Source organism: Blautia sp. AF19-13LB, assembly GCF_003479105.1.
In the GTDB taxonomy this organism is placed as follows: Bacteria; Bacillota; Clostridia; order Lachnospirales; family Lachnospiraceae; genus Fusicatenibacter; species Fusicatenibacter saccharivorans.
On sequence record NZ_QUGO01000018.1, the window covers coordinates 25,247 to 43,031 of the forward strand.

20 protein-coding genes are annotated in these 17,785 nt (G+C 44.4%); all 20 read right to left on the reverse strand.

Annotated elements, in window-relative coordinates; all coding sequences use genetic code 11:
* Nucleotides 1-12: 12 nt before the first annotated feature.
* The 20 genes from DWX32_RS15610 to DWX32_RS15705 all read right to left on the reverse strand — a co-directional run bounded on the left by DWX32_RS15610 (nt 13) and on the right by DWX32_RS15705 (nt 17,783).
* Nucleotides 13-1,554 carry a recombinase family protein gene (locus DWX32_RS15610; protein WP_118427045.1) on the reverse strand — a complete coding sequence of 514 codons (1,542 nt, stop codon included), beginning with the start codon at nt 1,552-1,554 and terminating at the stop codon, nt 13-15.
* Entirely contained in the window at nt 1,539-3,188 is a 1,650-nt protein-coding gene (locus DWX32_RS15615) for a recombinase family protein (RefSeq protein ID WP_118174147.1), read from the reverse strand. The genes DWX32_RS15610 and DWX32_RS15615 overlap by 16 nt, the downstream gene beginning before the upstream one ends.
* Nucleotides 3,189-4,817, reverse strand: coding sequence for a recombinase family protein (locus tag DWX32_RS15620; protein ID WP_117468927.1), 1,629 nt, complete (start codon nt 4,815-4,817; stop codon nt 3,189-3,191).
* Between the two features lie 135 nt (nt 4,818-4,952).
* Nucleotides 4,953-5,168 (reverse strand): DUF6870 family protein, encoded by a 216-nt coding sequence (locus tag DWX32_RS15625; protein WP_005361189.1) that lies wholly within the window; start codon nt 5,166-5,168, stop codon nt 4,953-4,955.
* Nucleotides 5,169-5,768: 600 nt separating this feature from the next.
* Nucleotides 5,769-6,191, reverse strand: a complete 423-nt coding sequence (locus tag DWX32_RS15635) for a hypothetical protein (protein ID WP_015542925.1) — start codon at nt 6,189-6,191, stop codon at nt 5,769-5,771.
* A gap of 504 nt (nt 6,192-6,695) precedes the next feature.
* The gene (locus DWX32_RS15640; protein WP_055201467.1) at nt 6,696-7,088 is read right to left on the reverse strand and encodes a winged helix-turn-helix domain-containing protein; all 393 of its coding nucleotides are present in this window, start codon (nt 7,086-7,088) and stop codon (nt 6,696-6,698) included.
* Nucleotides 7,089-7,219: 131 nt separating this feature from the next.
* Nucleotides 7,220-7,477 carry a DUF3592 domain-containing protein gene (locus tag DWX32_RS15645; RefSeq protein ID WP_071441246.1) on the reverse strand — a complete coding sequence of 86 codons (258 nt, stop codon included), beginning with the start codon at nt 7,475-7,477 and terminating at the stop codon, nt 7,220-7,222.
* A gap of 48 nt (nt 7,478-7,525) precedes the next feature.
* Complete coding sequence (locus tag DWX32_RS20485) at nt 7,526-7,660, reverse strand: hypothetical protein (RefSeq protein ID WP_256186109.1); 135 nt, start codon at nt 7,658-7,660, stop codon at nt 7,526-7,528.
* A 391-nt stretch (nt 7,661-8,051) separates the two neighbouring features.
* Nucleotides 8,052-8,675 (reverse strand): VanZ family protein, encoded by a 624-nt coding sequence (locus DWX32_RS15650; RefSeq protein ID WP_025580950.1) that lies wholly within the window; start codon nt 8,673-8,675, stop codon nt 8,052-8,054.
* A gap of 80 nt (nt 8,676-8,755) precedes the next feature.
* A complete protein-coding gene (locus tag DWX32_RS15655) occupies nt 8,756-8,935 on the reverse strand; it encodes a cysteine-rich KTR domain-containing protein (protein WP_074021989.1) in 180 nt (59 codons plus the stop codon).
* Nucleotides 8,936-9,063: 128 nt separating this feature from the next.
* Nucleotides 9,064-9,714, reverse strand: a complete 651-nt coding sequence (locus DWX32_RS15660; protein ID WP_006861334.1) for an ABC-2 transporter permease — start codon at nt 9,712-9,714, stop codon at nt 9,064-9,066.
* A complete protein-coding gene (locus DWX32_RS15665; protein ID WP_117686263.1) occupies nt 9,707-10,567 on the reverse strand; it encodes an ABC transporter ATP-binding protein in 861 nt (286 codons plus the stop codon). The genes DWX32_RS15660 and DWX32_RS15665 overlap by 8 nt, the downstream gene beginning before the upstream one ends.
* A complete protein-coding gene (locus tag DWX32_RS15670) occupies nt 10,560-10,943 on the reverse strand; it encodes a GntR family transcriptional regulator (RefSeq protein WP_002578893.1) in 384 nt (127 codons plus the stop codon). The genes DWX32_RS15665 and DWX32_RS15670 overlap by 8 nt, the downstream gene beginning before the upstream one ends.
* 204 nt (nt 10,944-11,147) lie before the next feature.
* Nucleotides 11,148-11,918, reverse strand: a complete 771-nt coding sequence (locus tag DWX32_RS15675; protein ID WP_117686262.1) for a response regulator — start codon at nt 11,916-11,918, stop codon at nt 11,148-11,150.
* 187 nt (nt 11,919-12,105) lie between these two features.
* Nucleotides 12,106-14,490: an ABC transporter permease gene (locus tag DWX32_RS15680; protein WP_117506281.1), complete on the reverse strand. Its 2,385-nt coding sequence runs from the start codon at nt 14,488-14,490 to the stop codon at nt 12,106-12,108.
* Nucleotides 14,491-14,504: 14 nt separating this feature from the next.
* Nucleotides 14,505-15,170 carry an ABC transporter ATP-binding protein gene (locus tag DWX32_RS15685; protein ID WP_004611618.1) on the reverse strand — a complete coding sequence of 222 codons (666 nt, stop codon included), beginning with the start codon at nt 15,168-15,170 and terminating at the stop codon, nt 14,505-14,507.
* Between the two features lie 5 nt (nt 15,171-15,175).
* Entirely contained in the window at nt 15,176-15,436 is a 261-nt protein-coding gene (locus DWX32_RS15690) for a hypothetical protein (protein WP_117686261.1), read from the reverse strand.
* 182 nt (nt 15,437-15,618) lie between these two features.
* Complete coding sequence (locus DWX32_RS15695) at nt 15,619-16,035, reverse strand: hypothetical protein (protein ID WP_004611616.1); 417 nt, start codon at nt 16,033-16,035, stop codon at nt 15,619-15,621.
* 27 nt (nt 16,036-16,062) lie between these two features.
* Complete coding sequence (locus DWX32_RS15700; protein WP_117686260.1) at nt 16,063-17,094, reverse strand: sensor histidine kinase; 1,032 nt, start codon at nt 17,092-17,094, stop codon at nt 16,063-16,065.
* Nucleotides 17,091-17,783, reverse strand: a complete 693-nt coding sequence (locus DWX32_RS15705) for a response regulator transcription factor (protein WP_005361153.1) — start codon at nt 17,781-17,783, stop codon at nt 17,091-17,093. Before DWX32_RS15705 ends, DWX32_RS15700 begins: the two co-directional genes overlap by 4 nt.
* Between the last annotated feature and the right edge of the window lie 2 nt (nt 17,784-17,785).

Consider the following 17,785-nt stretch of genomic DNA (forward strand, 5'->3'; position numbering starts at 1 on the left):
GGGTGTTCACGGTTATACTTCCTTTTCGGATTCCTTAGTTTCTAAGAAATCCTGTGTTGCATATTCAATCTCAATCCGATCTCCTGGAAAGACGTAAACTTTATTGATAAGCCGGTCAATCAGAGCTTTTGTCAGCATGTTGGCGTTTCCGACTTTCTGCACAATTTCCTGTTGTTTCAGCTTAATCTCATAATCACTTTTTATCTGCTTTGTCTGTGCAGTGATGACAGCATGAACATTTTTGGCTTGTACCAGTTCCGTGTCATAAACCGCTTTTCGTGTCCGATAGGTTTCCAAATCAATCTCTCCGAGTGCATACTGCTCATAAAGATACCGCTTGCTATCTTGAATAGAACGGAGTTTTTCTTCATGTTCGGCCTGCTGGACTGTCTGCAAATCCAATTTATCCTTATTGCTATCAATTCCCAATGCCGGACACATTTGAGCCCGAATTGTTTCAAATACAACCTGCTCCAGATCTGCCATCTTTATGCGCACACCATGACAAGGAAGCGTTTCAGCCACCTCGGAATGACGGCAATAAAACCACGCACCATTTCGTAGAGACATTGCATGATCGCAGCATCCGCAGAATACCTTACCACGGAGCAGATAATCACGCGGCTTTTTATTTGACAGAGAGAAACGCTTAATTGAAGCATTGGCTCTCTCAAATAGATCCACACTTACAATAGCCGGATGATGGTTCGGGATTTTGAACCACTCACTTTCATCCTTTAACTGTGTATGTCGGCTGCCAATCTCTTTTACCTTTCTCTTGCCAATTACATAGGTACCGATATATCTTTGATCTTCTAAAATACGCAGAACCGTTGATGTACTCCAAACGCCGTTTGTTCGGGAAACATTGTAATAGGCCTTGCCTTTAAGTTTGCGATATTCCCCAGGGGTGGGGATATTCATGGCATACAATTTTCTTGTGATCTCGGCTGCGGTGTTGCCTTCAGACGCCCATTGAAATATCATCTGCACATTCGGGGCAACATCCTCGTCCGGTTCCATACGTCCGTCTGCACTCTTGCGATAGCCGTAAGGACAGATGACACTCTGATATTCCCCACGACGCATCTTTGCGTATTTTGCACTTTGGATTTTCATGGACATATCCCGGCTATACCACTCGCTGATAAGATACTTGAAAGCAATATCAATCCCTCCGGTATCACCTTTGAAATTAGCTGTGTCAAAATCATCACTGACGGAAATAAAACGGGTGTGATAAAGAGGAAATACCCGCTCAATAAAATAGCCGGTTTCAATGCTGTTACGTCCAAATCGGGAAAGGTCTTTTACAATAATACAGTTGATTTTTCCGGCCTGAACCATTGTTAAAAGTTCCTGCACCGCCGGACGCTCAAAGTTTGTCCCCGTATGACCGTTGTCAATAAATTCCAAAATCTCGCTGTCATCCCATTCCGGCAGAGACATAGCTTTTTCACGAAGAATCAGTTTTTGATTTGGTATGCTCAAACTTTCAGTTTTGAAATCTTCCACAGAAAGACGGATATAAAGGGCAATCACATAGTTGCGCACGGTTCCACCGCCTTTCCCTGAAATTCATTTTTGAAACGGAAGGTCACATGAATATTCCGCTCGTGGTCTATCTCAATTCGTTCAATGAGCCGTTCGATCAGTTCTACAGTCAGTACGTGATCCTGTGCCAGTGTTTTTGCATCCTTTTCCATTGCACGGTATCTGGCAAGCTGGTTGTCCAGAGAGTCCATAGATTTTTCAAATACTTCAATCTCACCAGACAGAGCATTGATAGCATGTTCATAATCCGCTTTCAATTCAAAGTATTCGTCATTTGTCAAAATACCCTGCACAAAATTTTCATATAGGCCACGGATCAGCCGGCGTGTTTTTTCAATTTCCTGCCGTTTGGCCGACATCTGAATTTTCAGCTTATCTTTTTCCTGTTTTTGTCTTGTCTCCAACTGAAAGAGTGGCAGCGACATTCCCAGCGCAACTGTCAGCTCTTTTTCAAGAATAGCCGTAACAGTAGAAATCAGTTCTTTCTCTTGTATCATCGCACCTTTGCAGCTATCTTTTTCTACCCGGCTGTTTGTAAGGCAGTGGAACCAGTAAGTGTCGGGTCCTTTCCGGCGCTCGGCGCGTTGCCTGTGAAGGCTTCTGCCACAATCAGCACAGAACACTTTACCTTTGAAAATGTTTGGTGTGTAGGGACGTTTTGGAGTTGCTTTGCTTTCTTCACAGATCTGTTTTCTGTATTCCTGAACTGCATTAAACAACTCATGGCTGATGATCGGTTCATGGGTGCATTTTGCAATAATCAGATTATCTTCTCCAGCCTTGACCTGCTGATGATCTACAATCTTTGTTTTTCCTTGCACCAGATCGCCTGTATAAACTTCGCTTTCTAAGATTTTCATCACTGTGCGGGTCTGCCATTTGCCACTTCCGATCAGTCCCGGACTGGTAATCTCGCCAGTGGTCTTTTTATAATGGCTCGGTGCCGGAATTCCCATCTCATTTAGATTGCGGACAATCCGGTTCAGTGCCACATGCTCATGTGCCCATTCAAAAATCTGTTTTACCACAGGGGCAGTATTTTCATCAATCAGAAGTTTATGGCAATTATCCGGGTCTTTCCTGTAACCGTAAGGCGCCCGTGCACCAATATAGTCGCCATCTTTCATAGCCTGCCGCGCCTGTGCTTTGATTTTTCGTCCAATGTCCAGAGCATAGGCTTCATTGATCATATTTTTCAAAGGCAGCATGATACCACCATGAAGATTTCCGGAATCCGCTGTGTCAAACTGATCCGTAACAGCAATGAAGCGAACATTATGAGCATGGAAATACTGTTCGATATAATAACCTGTGTCAATAGAATTTCGCCCTAATCGGGAAAGATCCTTAACAATCACACAGTTAATGTGGCCTGCTTCAATATCAGATAGCATTTGCTGAAATCCAGGGCGGTGAAAATTTGTCCCTGTCGCTCCGTTGTCGATATAAGTATCATACACAACGAAGTCCGGTTTATCCGAAAGAAAGTCATTCAGTACCAGTTTTTGGTTTTCTACTGAGCAACCCCGCTTTTTGTTATCCTCCACAGAAAGACGGATATACAGAGCCACATGTACATACAAAGATGGTGCCGGCATAGGAGCTGCCGTCTGTTTTCTGCTTTTTCTTGCCATTTAGCTCACCATCCTTTCTTCATTTTTTGTAGCAATCTGTTCAGCCAAAGAGATTGCTTTCTGATATTCATCCTGGTAATTAAATTCAATATGCAGTTCATCTTTACCCATTACCCGTATGCTTCGGATAAGCTGCATGACTGCCCGGCGGTCAATATCCTCCATAGTAGAAAATTTCATAAAATGGTTGATCCAACGGTTTCGTTCGCTTCGGTTTTCCAATACATCTGTAAGTTTATCGTTCCATTCAGCGATTGCCTTTTGGAACAGTTCAATATCTGCATTGTATTTTCGCTTATAAGAGAGAAATTCTTCCTTTGTCAGAATTCCACTCACCAGATTTTCATAGAGTTTTGCCTTAAAGCCCTCGGTCTGTGCCACACGCTTTTCATTTACTCTGATCTGTGCGGCATATTCCTGCGCCAATTCCCGGTTGATCCGTTCCTGACTGATACTGGACAGCAGGGCATCCAGAGAAGCAACATTTTCAATATGTCCTTTCAAACTGTCCTGCACACATTCAATCAGATCCGACTCTTTCAGCATGACCGACGATGTGCAGCCATTCTTTTTGCCGGTCGGGCAGTAATAATAGTGATACTCTTTGTCTTTATAGCGGTTCGTCTTGCGGGTCATACGGCAGCCACAGCATCCGCAGATCAAAATACCGGAAAACAGGTAAACCTTATCCGATTTGGGAGAAGTCCTTGTGTCAATCCTGCGGAGCCGTTGCACCAGATCAAAATCGTGCTTTTGTATGATCGCTTCATGGGTTCCCTCCACACGAATCCATTCCGAAGAAGGTTTGTCCTCACGCTCTTTTAATTTGAAATGGGGCGTTGTCTGTTTGCCCTGGACCAGTGTTCCGGTGTAAGTTTCATCCTGCAAAATGCGGATGATTGTAGTTGCAGACCATTTGCAATCCTTTCGGTCTGTATAGCCACCTTTTGCATGAGGCATTCCGTGATTGCGCTTATACGCTAAAGGCGAAAGAATTCCTAATCGGTTCAGTTCATCCGCTATATGGGAAGCGCTGAATCCCTCCAGCCGTTTTCTGAAAATATCCCTCACAACATTAGCAGCATATTCGTCTACTTCCAAGCTCTTGTGTTTATCGCCGACTTTCACATAACCATAAATGGTAAAAGCACCTACAAAATCCCCGCTGCGCCGTTTTACTTCCAGGGCGCTCCGTGTCTTAACGGAAATATCCCGACAGTAAGCCTCATTCATAATGTTTTTGACAGAAACCGTGAGATCATCGGCAGCGTCATTTTCCGTGTCCACATTATCGTTAATTGCGATAAAACGCACTCCATAGGCTGGAAATACCCTGCGCATATAACGGCCTGTTTCTATGTACTCACGACCTAAGCGGGAGAGGTCTTTGACAATCACGCAGTTAGCTTCGCCTTGTTCGATCATCCGCATCATTTCCTGAAATGCCGGGCGATCAAACAAAACACCACTATAACCATCGTCAATTTTTTCTGCCACAACCTCAATTTCCGGGTGTCGGGCTATGTAGTCATCGATCAGGCGCCGCTGGTTAGCAACGCTGTCACTTTCTACTGTTTTATCATCCGTATAAGAAAGACGGATGTACTTAATCGCTTTGTAAACCTGCATAAAAAAACACTCCTTTCGTTGCACAGAAAAATCCCCGCAATTCAAGAAGTGTGGTTATGCCATATTCAATTCCTTTTCCGATTCTTATTCTACCATGCTTTTACGGAAAAGTCAGCCCCTTTCTTAAAATTGCACCTATCGCAAAATACCCTTGATACATTCTTCCAGGGTAGCACCTTCAGCAGAAAAGCTGGCCTGTACAGTAAAACGCCCACACTTAAAATGGTATGGATTTTTGATTTGCTGAACGAATTCTGCAATCCGTTCATCACGGGAAAGTTCTTTGTTGACAGAGACATCCCGAATGTCTACCAGTGTACCCACTTCACTGACAATGGTATTCAATTCCATAGTATCAACTCCCTTCTGAAAACTGTGTTATCAAAACCACATGAATAGGTCGGATCTATGGTTATTACACACATAAATCCGGCCCATTATATCTGATTTCGATTTTACTGCCGTATTTGCCACGCACCCCGGCAAGTCCTTCTGTAATAAGGACGGGGCTGTTACAGGCTGCGGGTAGCGTCACCGCATCATAGTCCCGCATACGCCGCCGCTTTGCCAGAGCAAGCAAACGCCGCAGGAACTCTCCCCAAGTCTTTAGGAAGCTGTGAAGAAGTACCATTATGATCTGCGTCGTTATCGCGTCCGGCCTGCCACAGCCGGTTTCGTAGGTTGCGTTTATCGCTCGGACAGCCTGGATCCATCACCTCCTTAGGCCGCCTGTCACCGCGCCGCCCCATCTGCCGCTCGGAACACAGAATGAAGTACCTGTAACAGCGTATATTCGGTTGTCAAGGAACAAGCAAGGGGCATGGCAGACAAATTGATATTGCAGTTGGGGTGGGAGGATGTATATGCTTCCTTACCACACCCGTCCAGCTTGTCCCGCCGAATATGTCCCTCTACTATTCAGTACATTTTTAGGGGCAAAGTTGCCGTCTGTTATAAAATTTCTTTGAAATATTTTTCCAGACTACGCAATCCGGCTTCGATAGAACGGGTGATCCGGCTTTTGTGTGTTCCTTCCGCTTTGGCAATATCTGCTTTGCTCATGCCAAGAAAAAAGTGTGCATAGATTCGTTGGCGCTGCTTTACCGGAAGTTTGGAAAGACCTTTATAAATCAACTCCGTCATTTGGCGCTGTTCCCAAATTTCTGCCGGGTTAAGAGGCTTTTGCAATATCTCACGCTCAATACCTTCGTCTCGATCCAGAGAGTAAAATGCTTTATAGCGGTATGTACGAATCCGATAGGCTTCTTCCAACAACATATATTCCCGAAGCAACAAAGCAACTTCATCCGGCACCTCAACGATCATGTCCTGTGTATAATACGGGTAATAATCCCGAAGATTGATTTTCTTCATAGTAATTTCCTCCAATTTCGATGTTTGAGTTGATGGCAAAAATCGAAATCAGAGGGTGGGCTGCGGCAGCGATAAGGTCTAAGTCTCTTTCTGATTAAAAAAAGGGTACAAAAAAGCGCGCCCGTACAAAGAACAGGCGCGCCAAAGCAGCAGTATGAAATTTTTCCGGGAGGTTGACAGCGAAAATGCTCAAACTTTGTCGAAACCAAAAACGCCGCAATCCATACGAGCTGGACTACGACGTATAGGTGACTGAATGTAAAGCAGTTTATCTGCAGATCTGTGTTGCATAGACGCATAGGCATTTCCTCCCATCAAGGAGGAACCTGAATCGGCTGCTTGATACCTCCTTGGGAGAAAATTATATCGGTTATGTTTCCTTTATCAGTCCGCAGATATTCGCTTTTTACTCTTTATATTCGCAATTTTCTACATATTCCGCTCTTAGAATATATGCTGCAAAAAGCAAGCCCACAAGGGGAAACAACACCTTGTGGGCTCATGTTATAGATGTTCAAATTTATAGCCGATCCCGGCGACACTCTCAATATAGTTTGGAAGATCCGGTTCAAAGCGCAACTTCTTACGCAGCTTACTTATATGATTATGAATCGCTTTTCTCGAATAGAAATCACAATCCTCTTTCCAAACCAAATCGGTAATCAGTTCGTAAGTAAAAACACGTTTGGGATTGGCAATGAGCAATGCCAGTATATCAAACTCCTTACTTGTCAGGTTGATCATCCGTTCCCTAACCCTGACAGTGCGGTGTTCCAGGCATAGATAAAGCTCGCCTTCCTGTATTTCTGTTAGAGGATTTTTCTTTGCTGCGAAGGAAGTGTGACAGGAATTGAATACCGTTCCATGACAGGCTCCTTGTTCCAAAATATATTGCATTAGAGCATTCTTTTGTTCCTCGTTAAGAAGCAGAAATAACTTTTCTCCGATCTGCTTGCCGGATTCTTCTATATCAAAAACAGCTAATGTCCCATCACATCATCACCTCCGTATTTTAATAAATTTATTGATTAGAGTTCAATTCTTGCTTTCGATGGCTTATCTTCACAATAGATAACTTTAATCGTTGTTCCCTTGTCAGGGACTTTGTTTCCTGCGCCAATCCATTTTCGGCAGATGTAATCTTTGCCGTCTATCGTATATTTGACCTTGATAGTATGCGGAAAGGCTGCGCCATCCATCGCATGAACGCGGGCAGGTTTACGATTCACTTTTAACCACCATTGTTTTATAACTGAAATTACAGTTCCCATTGTTTCTTTTTCCATAAGTTATACCTCCAATGATATTTTTGATTGATGATACCTATTTTCTATTCAGCCTTTTCTTTGTTTGTAGTAAAAGCGGAACGCTGCTGCGCCGGTGGCCGCCAACTGTACCAGAATCAGCACAGCAAACAGACCGAAGCTCTCATAGTAGAACAGTTCATCCCAAAAATATAGTCTGTTCAAATGATGCCATTTATTGTATTCTAAATTTGTAGGTAAGCTGAACGGGTAACTTACCAAGGGATAGCGGCAACAGATGTCTATCTAACCATACTACCATTGAGATCGAAAAGTATGAATTGAAGAGTACAATAATAGGGTTGATTGAGGATCAACTTTTATTTTTTGTACCTTCATGTTAGAAGCCGTTGTGGACTATTACCTAAAAATAATAGATATAACACAAAGAGAATTATTCAATCTGTCCAAGCATAACAGGAAGGAAAAGATTGAAATTCCATAGGTAGTGGCTTCGTTGACGCGACTAAGTTCAATACGGAAAAATCGGTCTGCAGGTGTGTCAAACAGAAGACACTATTTTTTTATATCTGAGACCGATTGTTTCCGATACAATTTATGGAACATTCAGCACATCATGGACAAACCAAGTCTGAGCCGTGACCATAATGGCAAATGTGCAAATAGCAAAGAGAAGTACTTCAGCCACAGCATTGACACGGCTGGATTGAAGTTGCTTTTTCAGATTGGCAGGCAAGATTCTTGACAGCAGACAATAAACTAAAAATCCAATACAGGCTCCAGCGGTATTTGTCATCAAGTCATTGATGTCGGAAGAACCCCAGCCAAACATCTGGACAATTTCAACAGCCAAAGAAAACAGAAAGCCAGTCAATGCAACCGTCTTCATGTGATGATATTTCTTGTACAGCAGCGGCAGGAAAAATCCCAACGGGACAAACAGAATAATATTCAGAATGGTATCAATTGGCCCAGTTATCATACCGATAAATGGAGTCCAAGAAATGTTCGGGCGAAAGGTCATTGTGCTTGTAAAGCCGATGCCTGTGACGGTCAAAAGTCCGAATAAATAATAACCAAAAACAAACACTGCAGCGGTATGGAGAAAACTTTGTGTTCTCCCCAATTTTTTGAGCCACAAGAAATACAGTACGAAGACTGGAACCATAAACACATACCCACTAATTGAGCGGATGAGAATATCAGAAATTGGTATCATTATTATCTCCTTGTCAAATTCAAATTTATTGCCCATTCCAGCATTGAGCATTTTCTCATAAAGCAAACAGAATACTGTCATTAGTAACGACGGTATTCCCATAATGCTAATCGTAAGTCTAATTGTTCAATGTCGATTAGACATTCACTTTTACATTTTGGACAAAAGAGAGGAAAATTTTTAAGTACGGTATCTTCCCGAATTTTGTCGCGTGTTTTATTCCCGCAGACTGGGCAGCGGATGAACTCTGTTTTCTCCATATTGTTCACTCCGAATTGCGATCATTCTTTTTCTTATCCCGATATTTCCGTATGAGTTTATTACGGATAGGAACGCCAACACCAAGCAAAAGCACAACTGCCAAAATTGTGAAATCCATACAATCACCTCACATTTCTTTGTTCTTCATAATCCGAATGGACAAGAAGATCGAAACCGCATACATCACGACAATAGCAAAAACCGCAAGGAAAACGAGAAGTATCGGAGAAGATTCAACGACTGAAATAATTGATTTCCCGATGGCTGGCATTTTAGAGAGAAGAAGTAAAGTCACCAAAAAACCGGCCACTGGAATATACATAAATACCCGTCCTTTGATTGAACCGTACTTGTAATATCCCGGAATCTGGAACACGGTATAGAGTGCAAATAAGAATACTCCTGCAATAGCGGCAGTTACAATGTCAAATACGCCAACTGTTTCACCCAGCACTTTCAAGACAAGCGGCTGTGCAATCAAAGAAATAATCAAGGAAAGAAGCCCCATTGCAAGGACGAAAACATAGCGTCCGATCACAAGCTCGCTTTTCCGAACAGGTAAAATACCAAACAGCCGATCCATGCTGTTTTTTTCTGTGATGGAAAAGGTATATCCCGTCGTCATAGCAATAAAGCACATGGCAAATGATACCCCTGTCAGCAAAGAACGGTTGATTGCGGCAAACACAATCGGCAGAAGCAGGGTAAAGCAAATCGTCTTAAAATATGGTTTTACCAATGCAATATCTAATTTTGTGGATTTCAAAATATTACTCATAATCGTCACCTTTCTTGCTTGTAAACACTACAATTTCATCAATAGTGGCAGGCTCAACGGTCAGGTTAGGGAAACCGCTAATATTTTCGGTTTTCATCAGCGCCTCAAATCCCGTAGGGAATGTACGAATACCAGCCGCCTTATTTTTCAGATCATCGGACAGTTCCTCAATTCCACCTTTTACAATGCGGAACATATCTACAAAATCATCTTTGCTGCCAGTAAAGAACAACTCGCCATAACTGATGTAGGTAATATAATCGGCTGCACGCTCCAAATCGCCTGTGATATGGGTGGAGAACAAAACACTATGTTCGCCATCTTCAATATACTCCGAAAGAATTTTCAAAAGTTCATCTCTGGAAACCGGGTCAAGTCCACTGGTCGGTTCGTCAAGGATCAGCAGTTTTGCGTCGTATGAAAACGCACAGGCAAGCATTAACTTCATCTGCATACCTTTGGAAAGTTCTTTTACCTTTTTGGTTGGTGCAATGTGAAATTTCCGTAACATATCCGCAAATTTCTGGCTGTCCCAATTTGGATAAAATACCGAAATAGACTTTTCAACCTGCGACACTTTCCAATCATCACTGAAATAATTTGTATCGAAAACAACGCCAAGCTCTGATTTTACTTTTTGTTCTTCTGCGATATTATCCAGCCCCATCACTTTGACTGTGCCGCCGGTGCGCTTGAGCATATTCAAAATCAGTTTGATTGTCGTTGTTTTGCCAGAACCATTCGGGCCGATCAAGCCCATAATATATCCCTTTGGCAAAGTAAAGCTGATATTGTGAAGTTGAAAAGAATCAAAAGATTTTGAAAGATTCGTTACCTCTAAATAATTAGTCATCTGTTTTTACCTCCGTTAAAATGTCCAAAAGGCGATGTAATTCCTCTGTGGATAGATTTGCCATTCTTGCAGCTTTTATTGCTTCGGTGAGATTGTTTTCTACTTTGCAAATAAGCTGCTCCTTAATCAGTTCTGAACCAGACCCCATTACGAAACATCCACGCCCCTGCACATTTTTAACAAAGCCCTCTTGCTCTAATTCTGTGTATGCCTTTGTCACTGTTAAGACGCTGATCTTTAAGTCTTTGGCAAGTGTTCTAAGGGAGGGCAAAGTTTCTTCGGCTTGAAGCTCGCCAGATAAAATAGCCGCCTTGATCTGCTGTTTAATCTGCTCGTATATGGGGACGCCAGATACATTTGAAATAATCAGTTTCATTGCTGCATCCTCCGTGTGTTTTAACTGTTGTGCTGTTATGTATAACAGTATAACACGAAATTTTTCAAAAAGCAATATAGTTTAAGAAAAGTTCATAATAGCAAAAATTGGTCGGGACAATAAATTTACTGTCCTGACCAATTTCTCATAAAAAAGCGTCTATCCTGTCCACTACAAAGACATATTTTTATATGTGTAACGATCTCATTCCACAAAGAACAGAACCCGCCGGATCAGCTCCGGGATATTGACCGGGGCGGTGATATAGTCGTTCACGCCCTCATGCCGGTATTCATATTCCGTGGCAGGGTCGTTGTTCTCGGTGAGGATAAAGAACGGCAGAAGCCGGACATGGGGATTCTTCATTTGGAACATCCCCGCCACCCGCCGTAGCGTATGAAACAGCTCCATTGCTGTGCCGTCCGGCAGTTCCAGATCGCACAAGATCAGTTCTATTTCCTTATCCTCAAAAATCCGGCGCTTGGCTTCCCAAATCGAGGAAACCAGAATCAGGTCAAAGCCCTTTTGTAGCATAGCAGCCCGCAGCACTTCGGCGCTGGTATCTTCTGCATAGACAAAGAGCAGCTTGTGAAAAGTCGGGGCCTTTTCGCCGGATAACTGCCGGTAGGCGTATTCCACCAGCTTATCTTGTAGTAGCAGTCCTTTCATTTTGTCCATGCACAGCGTCGCGCCCCGGCGCATAGCCTCCTGTTCGTAGTCGTCCTTGTCATGGCAGGACGCCAGAACAAAAGGCAGCTCCTTGTCTGCGGCCCGCACCTCGTCCAGAAAGTCCATGCCAGAACCATCCGGCAGGTCGAGATCACAGCAGACCACCAGCGGCATTTCCTCTTGGATGGCGGCCCGCGCTTCTTTCAGCGTACAAGCCGTTTTCACCGGGTAGCCCCGGTGCTGTAAGTATATTTTCAGACACCATGTATAGGTGTCGCTGTCGTCGATCAGCAGTATCTTTTTCATGTGTCCTCACCCCCAATATTGATTTACCACAAGCATAAACTACAAATGTTACACAAATGTCCGAGGTGCCTTTGATTTCGACAGAAAAACAGGCTGAATTGTTACAACGCTCGGACATTTCAAAAATTTTTTTGAGAAATGGCGAAAAAAGCGGGGCAGCACACGCCGCCCCGCCGATCCCATACGGCTATTCCATCGTCCTGATTTGCTCAACAAGAGATTGTTTTTTCAGATTTCCAGTTGTGTAAGAAATCAAGGTGAATTGCACAATCAGCAGGATTGCTAAATATATCAATACGATCAGCCACGGAAATGAATAGTAAAAGTATGGATTCATCGTTTTCACAACTACCTGTACGGATAGGAAGCCCAGTCCAGTCCCCAAAACCAATGTTACCAGCGTAGCAAAAACTGAATACATCAACCCCTCATAGCACAGCATTTTGATAAGCTGCTTTTTACTCAAACCAATCGCCTGTAACATTCCAATTTCCTGCCTACGGGATAAGAAGTTTGTGATTGTCGTATTGACAAGGTTGATTAAAGAAAAGCACACAACAATAACAGCCACGATCAACAATACCCCGATGGAAAGTTGTTGAAGTCCGCTATAATAAGTGATACTTTCTTTTATGGTTTCCATAACCAAATCGCTATTTCCGTCTATCAGTTGATTTAATGCAGCTTCAACTGTATCAAATTTTTCCATATCGGTAATTACAGAAATCGTACCTGTGCAATCTATCCCGGTCGCTTCATTCATAAACTGCTCCGGAAGCGCAAAGCATTTTGAGAAGCCGGAGTAAGAATATTCGTTTACAATGCCCATGACGGTATAGGTCTTTGTGCAAATTTGGCCGGATTCGGTTTTATAGTCCACTTCGACGGTATCACCCAACGCAGCCTCAATATCATAGAGATCGGCACGCTCTTGAAGCAAGACAATTCCATTTCCTGCCACCAGTTCATCATAATCAGTCGTTCCCGCAATTCGCTCTTTCTCCAAATTCTGCTGTTCATCTCGGCAAAAGCCCTGAATCCATTTTCCAGAATTACCATTTACACGATATTCTGCGTCCGTGTAATACCAGTGCTTGATTCCTGTAACGCCATCAATAGATTCTACTGCATTTACAAAATCGGCATTTAGAGAATTCTTTTGCTGCAATCCAGACAAAGAAATACCAGCAGTGTCCCACGATTGATTTGCGTTGAGCTGAATGTTAAATTCACCGACAGGGAACGCCCTGCCTCTTGCCTCTGCAACGCCATCATAGGAAACTAACATTGTCGAAATCAATACAACCAATACTCCGCCGAGTGAAAGAGAAAGTATTGTTAAAGTGGACTTTGCCTTTTGTCTGGACAGATTCATTTTAGCAAGTGAAGCAGGCGTTATTTTACGGTGCAGCACGGAACTTTCTTTCATTTTCCCCTGATAATCGGAATATCGCAATGCTTCCAGCGGAGATACTGCCGCAGCTCTTTTTACAGGAGTATGAATGGCAATCATCACAATAATAAATGCAAAAAGGCCAACCCCGGCCGTCACACATAAAGTGGTCAGCCAGTACCAACCGGCAGGAACCAGAAAGTACCCAATCACATTTCCAATAACCAGACCAATTGGGATAGCAATGGCAGCAAGTAATTTCCCCTCGCGGTAAACCATCTTTTTGATCTGTCGTTTTGTAGTTCCGATTGTGCGAAGCTGTCCATAGTTACGGATACTGCTTGCTACTGAAATATAAAAAATCGAATAGATCACAATGCCGGAACCAATGAAAGTTACAAAACCAATCAAGAAATAGAACAGCATATCGCTTCCGTGATTTTCGTCCTTTAAGTTAAAATATGTGGAACGGACAATCACATTATCATCGGAAATTTTTAATTGCTGCGCCAGAGTGTTTGCATAGTTGGTGGCTTCTTCCTCGCTCATATTTTGAGCGCCTTTCAGCCCAATGTAATAATCAATCATGCCCTCGTCGCCATACTGCTGTCTTACTAATTCTTTCGATATAATGGCTGTATAGCGCCCAATATCGCCGGTTTTCACATCTAAGATTCCCGTCAATTTGAAATCATGGGTAGTGCCGTCAGAAAAGGGGATTTGAATTGTCTGTCCCAATTCATTTGAATAGCCCAAACTATCCAAAAAGGATTCTTGCACTACAATTTCATTCTCCGAAGCTGGTAAATCTCCCGAATAGGGCATACTTTGGGATTTTAGCATATCTGCATTTGCATAAGTAAAATTCACGGTTGAATGGTTTACCTGTTCAGAAAATGCGTTAAAAAATTCCCCAACCCACGCAATTTCTTCTTGCTTGTATAGTTCCTGTCCCTGTTGTTCAGAAATCGCATGATACATAATCTGCGCTGTTTTTTGGTTGCGGTTCTGCGTTTCCTGCATAACCCCAAAGCCATAGAGGACAATAGCAGATAGCAATGCGCTGGCAAGTGCAATCGTCAAAATAATAAAGATATTTCTTTTTCGATTTGCCGATATACTGCGGTTTGATATGCGCTTTACTATGCCGTTGGTATCATTTTCAAAAGGCCATGTCATAGCCTGCCACCTCCTTACTCCACAATCTTTCCGTCCTCAATGCGGACAATCCGATCTGCAAGGCGGGCAATGTCGTCATTGTGCGTAATCATCACAACAGTTTGCCGGAACTCCGCACTGGTGCGCTTGATAAGCCCCAGCACCTCGGCGCTGGTCTTGCTGTCAAGGTTGCCGGTCGGCTCGTCGGCCAGCACGATAGCCGGTTTGGTAATCAAGGCGCGGGCGATAGCCACACGCTGCTGCTGTCCGCCGGAAAGATTGTTCGGCATATTTTTCAGTTTATCTTCCAGCCCCAGCAGGTGAACGATCTCGTCCAAAAACTTCTGATCCACCGTGTCCCCGTCCAGCTCCACCGGCAGGACGATGTTCTCATACACATTCAGGATGGGAACAAGGTTATAGTTCTGGAAGATAAAGCCGATGTTGCGGCGGCGAAAGATGGTGAGCTGTTCGTCGTTCATCTTCGACAGTTCTTTGTCCCGGACAATCACATTGCCGGAAGTAGGGGTGTCCAGCCCGCCCATCATGTGAAGCAGGGTAGACTTGCCGCTGCCGGAGGTTCCCACAACGGCCACAAATTCGCCGTCATTTACGGAGAAGTTCACGCCGTCAAGGGCGCGGGTGATGTTCGGCTCTGTGCCGTAATACTTTTTCAGGTCGATAGTCTGTAAAATGCTCATAAAATTCAATCCTTTTTTTGTTTGTTGTAAATGCGGAACGCTGCTGCGCCGGTGGCCGCCAACTGCACCAGAATCAGCACAGCGAACAGGCCGAAGCTCTCATAGTAGAACAGTTCATCCCAAAATAGGAGAACATCACAGAGAGCAGTCAAGGCAACCGTGCAGCGGATGTGCCGGACCAGCCATTGCCGGAACACCAGCACAAGGGCAACGGGCGGGACGATCAGCAGCGCCAGATTCAAAATCAATGTCGGGGTCAGTTCCATTGCGTCGCCTCCTCACTTTTGTTGATAAGGGTATTGTAAAACCCAAATGTCCGCGAAATGTTACAGCGGCCAAAAAATTTCATTGAAAATCGGGGTGAAATGTTACAACGCTCGGACATTTCAAAAAAATTCACGGCGGACAGCCGGAAATGGTCGTCCGCCGAATCATACTACACAATCTTTTAGATAGATTGATTGTGAAATAATTTCAATCCAATCACCACATCTATCATAAGTTCCACAATGAGAATTATACTAATGGCAACATTAAAATTACATAGGTTATATAATCCGATATAGATTTCACAAGTAAGAAATACAACTTGCAGACACAAATTTAAGTATGTCACTAAATGCTCGTTAGTTCTATTCCACAATCTAAACAGGAACATTGTAAAAATAGGTTTTCCCGTAAAAGCAAAAAGCACTGACAATACCGGCACCAAAAATACATAGTAAGAATCTACTGCATTGCTGGGGGATGTACCTACCCATTGAATTGCTATTTTATCAGGAACAACGAAAAATAAAACAATAGATAAAATAACATTGATTATTAAGATGATTGTTGTTGCTTTGCAAAAATTGATTTTTTTCATGGTGTTTTCTCCTGTTATAAGTGTGCTTTATTTAGTCGGCAACATAATGGAAAATTCCGAACCCTTGCCCGGCTCCGAAACCACTTTGATATAGCCGCCCTGCCGTGTTACGATCTCGCGGGCCAGATACAGGCCAATGCCCACGCCCTGCTGTTCGTGTACTTCTTCCTCACGATAGAAGCGCCGGAAGATGGCGGCCTGATTGCTTTCGGAAATGCCCTTGCCGGTGTCGGCTACTTTGATTTCCACATACATTTCCCACAGCACCACCGACACAGCGATTTTCCCGCCTGCCGGGGTGTACTTCACCGCATTGTCCAGCAGGTTAAAAAGGGCTTCGGATGTCCACTTGCTGTCATGGAAAACGGTCAAATCCTCCGGGCAGTCCACGGACACGACGATTTCCTTTTTCTCTGCTGCATACACAATTCCACTCATGGCCTGTGCCACGGTATCAAAGAGGCGGCCCGGTTTCTTATCCAACTGGATCACGCCCGTTTCCAGACGGGAGGTTTTCACAAGGGCCTGAAAGAGAAAGTCCAGCTTATCCGTCTGGCTGCGGATTCCCCGGATAAAGTCGGTGCGCTCCGCCTCGGTCATGGGCTTTTCCAGCAGCGTGTCCGTCGCCATTTTCAGATTGCTTACCGGCGTTTTCACCTGATGGGAAATATCCGATACAAGGGTCTGTAACTCCTGCCGTTCCTCGTCCACCCGGCGGCGGTTCTCCTGCATGATCTGGTAGAGCCTTGCCAGACGGTGCCCAATTCTGGCAAGCTGGGTTTCGCTGTCCTCTGGGCGCTGGGGCGCTTCATTCCCGGCGATCATGTGGTCTAAGGTCTGGCACAGGTCAGCGGTAAACTGCGACAGCCGCTTTCCAAACGCCTGCGTCAGTACGAAAATCCCCACAAGGGCGCACAGCAGCAGCGCCCCGCCTGTCAGCAGCACCGCCGTCTGTTTTGTCACAAAAAACAGGACTATGGTAATCCCGGACATGGAAAGGACAAGCCCCATTGCTACCCGGCCAAACAGCCGCTTTACCGAGAGGTTTTGCAACTTCATTTTGCCTCGCCTCCCGTCCATTGATAGCCCATGCCGTAAACAGTTTTGATGTAGGGCGCGCCGCCGTCGGATTCGATCTTACTCCGAATCCGGCTGATGGAGGTTGTCAGGGTGTGTTCGTCCACAAACTTCTCGTCTATATCCCACAGCTTTTCCAAAAGCTGCCCACGGGTCAGCACTTGCCGGGGATTTTTACGGAACAGGTTCAGCATTTTGTACTCCATCGGGGATAGGGTCAGGGGCTTGCCGTTTAAGGAAGCCGTCTGCTCCGAGAAGTCCAGAAACAGCCGCCCGTCGTCGTAAATGTCCTTGGCCGGTTTGTGGTGTTCCAGCATGGCGAACATGGCTTTGATTTTTCGCTGCAAGGCCCCGATCACAAAGGGCTTTGTGATGTAGTCCACCGCGCCCACCTCATAGCCCCGTATCTGGTCGCTCTCCTGATCGTTAGCGGTCAGGAAAATCACAATGGTGTCCGGGTGCTGGGGCTTTATCAGTTTGCACAGCTCAAAACCGTTGCCGTCCGGCAGGTTGATGTCCAGCAGCACTAAGTCAAATTCCCGCTGGCGTATGGCTTCGGCTGCGGTTCTGGCGTTTAGGGCAGAAGTCACGCCGTAGCCGTCTGCGGTCAGGTTATAGGCCACCATCTTATTCAAAAAACTGTCGTCCTCGACAATTAAAATCTGCTTCATAT

Bases quoted from the DNA above. Each gene is read 5' to 3' on its own strand.
- DWX32_RS15615 (WP_118174147.1), bottom strand. From the start codon at position 3,188: ATGGCAAGAAAAAGCAGAAAACAGACGGCAGCTCCTATGCCGGCACCA.
- DWX32_RS15620 (WP_117468927.1), bottom strand. From the start codon at position 4,817: ATGCAGGTTTACAAAGCGATTAAGTACATCCGTCTTTCTTATACGGAT.
- DWX32_RS15625 (WP_005361189.1), bottom strand. From the start codon at position 5,168: ATGGAATTGAATACCATTGTCAGTGAAGTGGGTACACTGGTAGACATT.
- DWX32_RS15635 (WP_015542925.1), bottom strand. From the start codon at position 6,191: ATGAAGAAAATCAATCTTCGGGATTATTACCCGTATTATACACAGGAC.
- DWX32_RS15640 (WP_055201467.1), bottom strand. From the start codon at position 7,088: ATGCAATATATTTTGGAACAAGGAGCCTGTCATGGAACGGTATTCAAT.
- DWX32_RS15645 (WP_071441246.1), bottom strand. From the start codon at position 7,477: ATGGAAAAAGAAACAATGGGAACTGTAATTTCAGTTATAAAACAATGG.
- DWX32_RS15650 (WP_025580950.1), bottom strand. From the start codon at position 8,675: ATGATACCAATTTCTGATATTCTCATCCGCTCAATTAGTGGGTATGTG.
- DWX32_RS15655 (WP_074021989.1), bottom strand. From the start codon at position 8,935: ATGGAGAAAACAGAGTTCATCCGCTGCCCAGTCTGCGGGAATAAAACA.
- DWX32_RS15660 (WP_006861334.1), bottom strand. From the start codon at position 9,714: ATGAGTAATATTTTGAAATCCACAAAATTAGATATTGCATTGGTAAAA.
- DWX32_RS15665 (WP_117686263.1), bottom strand. From the start codon at position 10,567: ATGACTAATTATTTAGAGGTAACGAATCTTTCAAAATCTTTTGATTCT.
- DWX32_RS15670 (WP_002578893.1), bottom strand. From the start codon at position 10,943: ATGAAACTGATTATTTCAAATGTATCTGGCGTCCCCATATACGAGCAG.
- DWX32_RS15675 (WP_117686262.1), bottom strand. From the start codon at position 11,918: ATGAAAAAGATACTGCTGATCGACGACAGCGACACCTATACATGGTGT.
- DWX32_RS15680 (WP_117506281.1), bottom strand. From the start codon at position 14,490: ATGACATGGCCTTTTGAAAATGATACCAACGGCATAGTAAAGCGCATA.
- DWX32_RS15685 (WP_004611618.1), bottom strand. From the start codon at position 15,170: ATGAGCATTTTACAGACTATCGACCTGAAAAAGTATTACGGCACAGAG.
- DWX32_RS15690 (WP_117686261.1), bottom strand. From the start codon at position 15,436: ATGGAACTGACCCCGACATTGATTTTGAATCTGGCGCTGCTGATCGTC.
- DWX32_RS15695 (WP_004611616.1), bottom strand. From the start codon at position 16,035: ATGAAAAAAATCAATTTTTGCAAAGCAACAACAATCATCTTAATAATC.
- DWX32_RS15700 (WP_117686260.1), bottom strand. From the start codon at position 17,094: ATGAAGTTGCAAAACCTCTCGGTAAAGCGGCTGTTTGGCCGGGTAGCA.
- DWX32_RS15705 (WP_005361153.1), bottom strand. From the start codon at position 17,783: ATGAAGCAGATTTTAATTGTCGAGGACGACAGTTTTTTGAATAAGATG.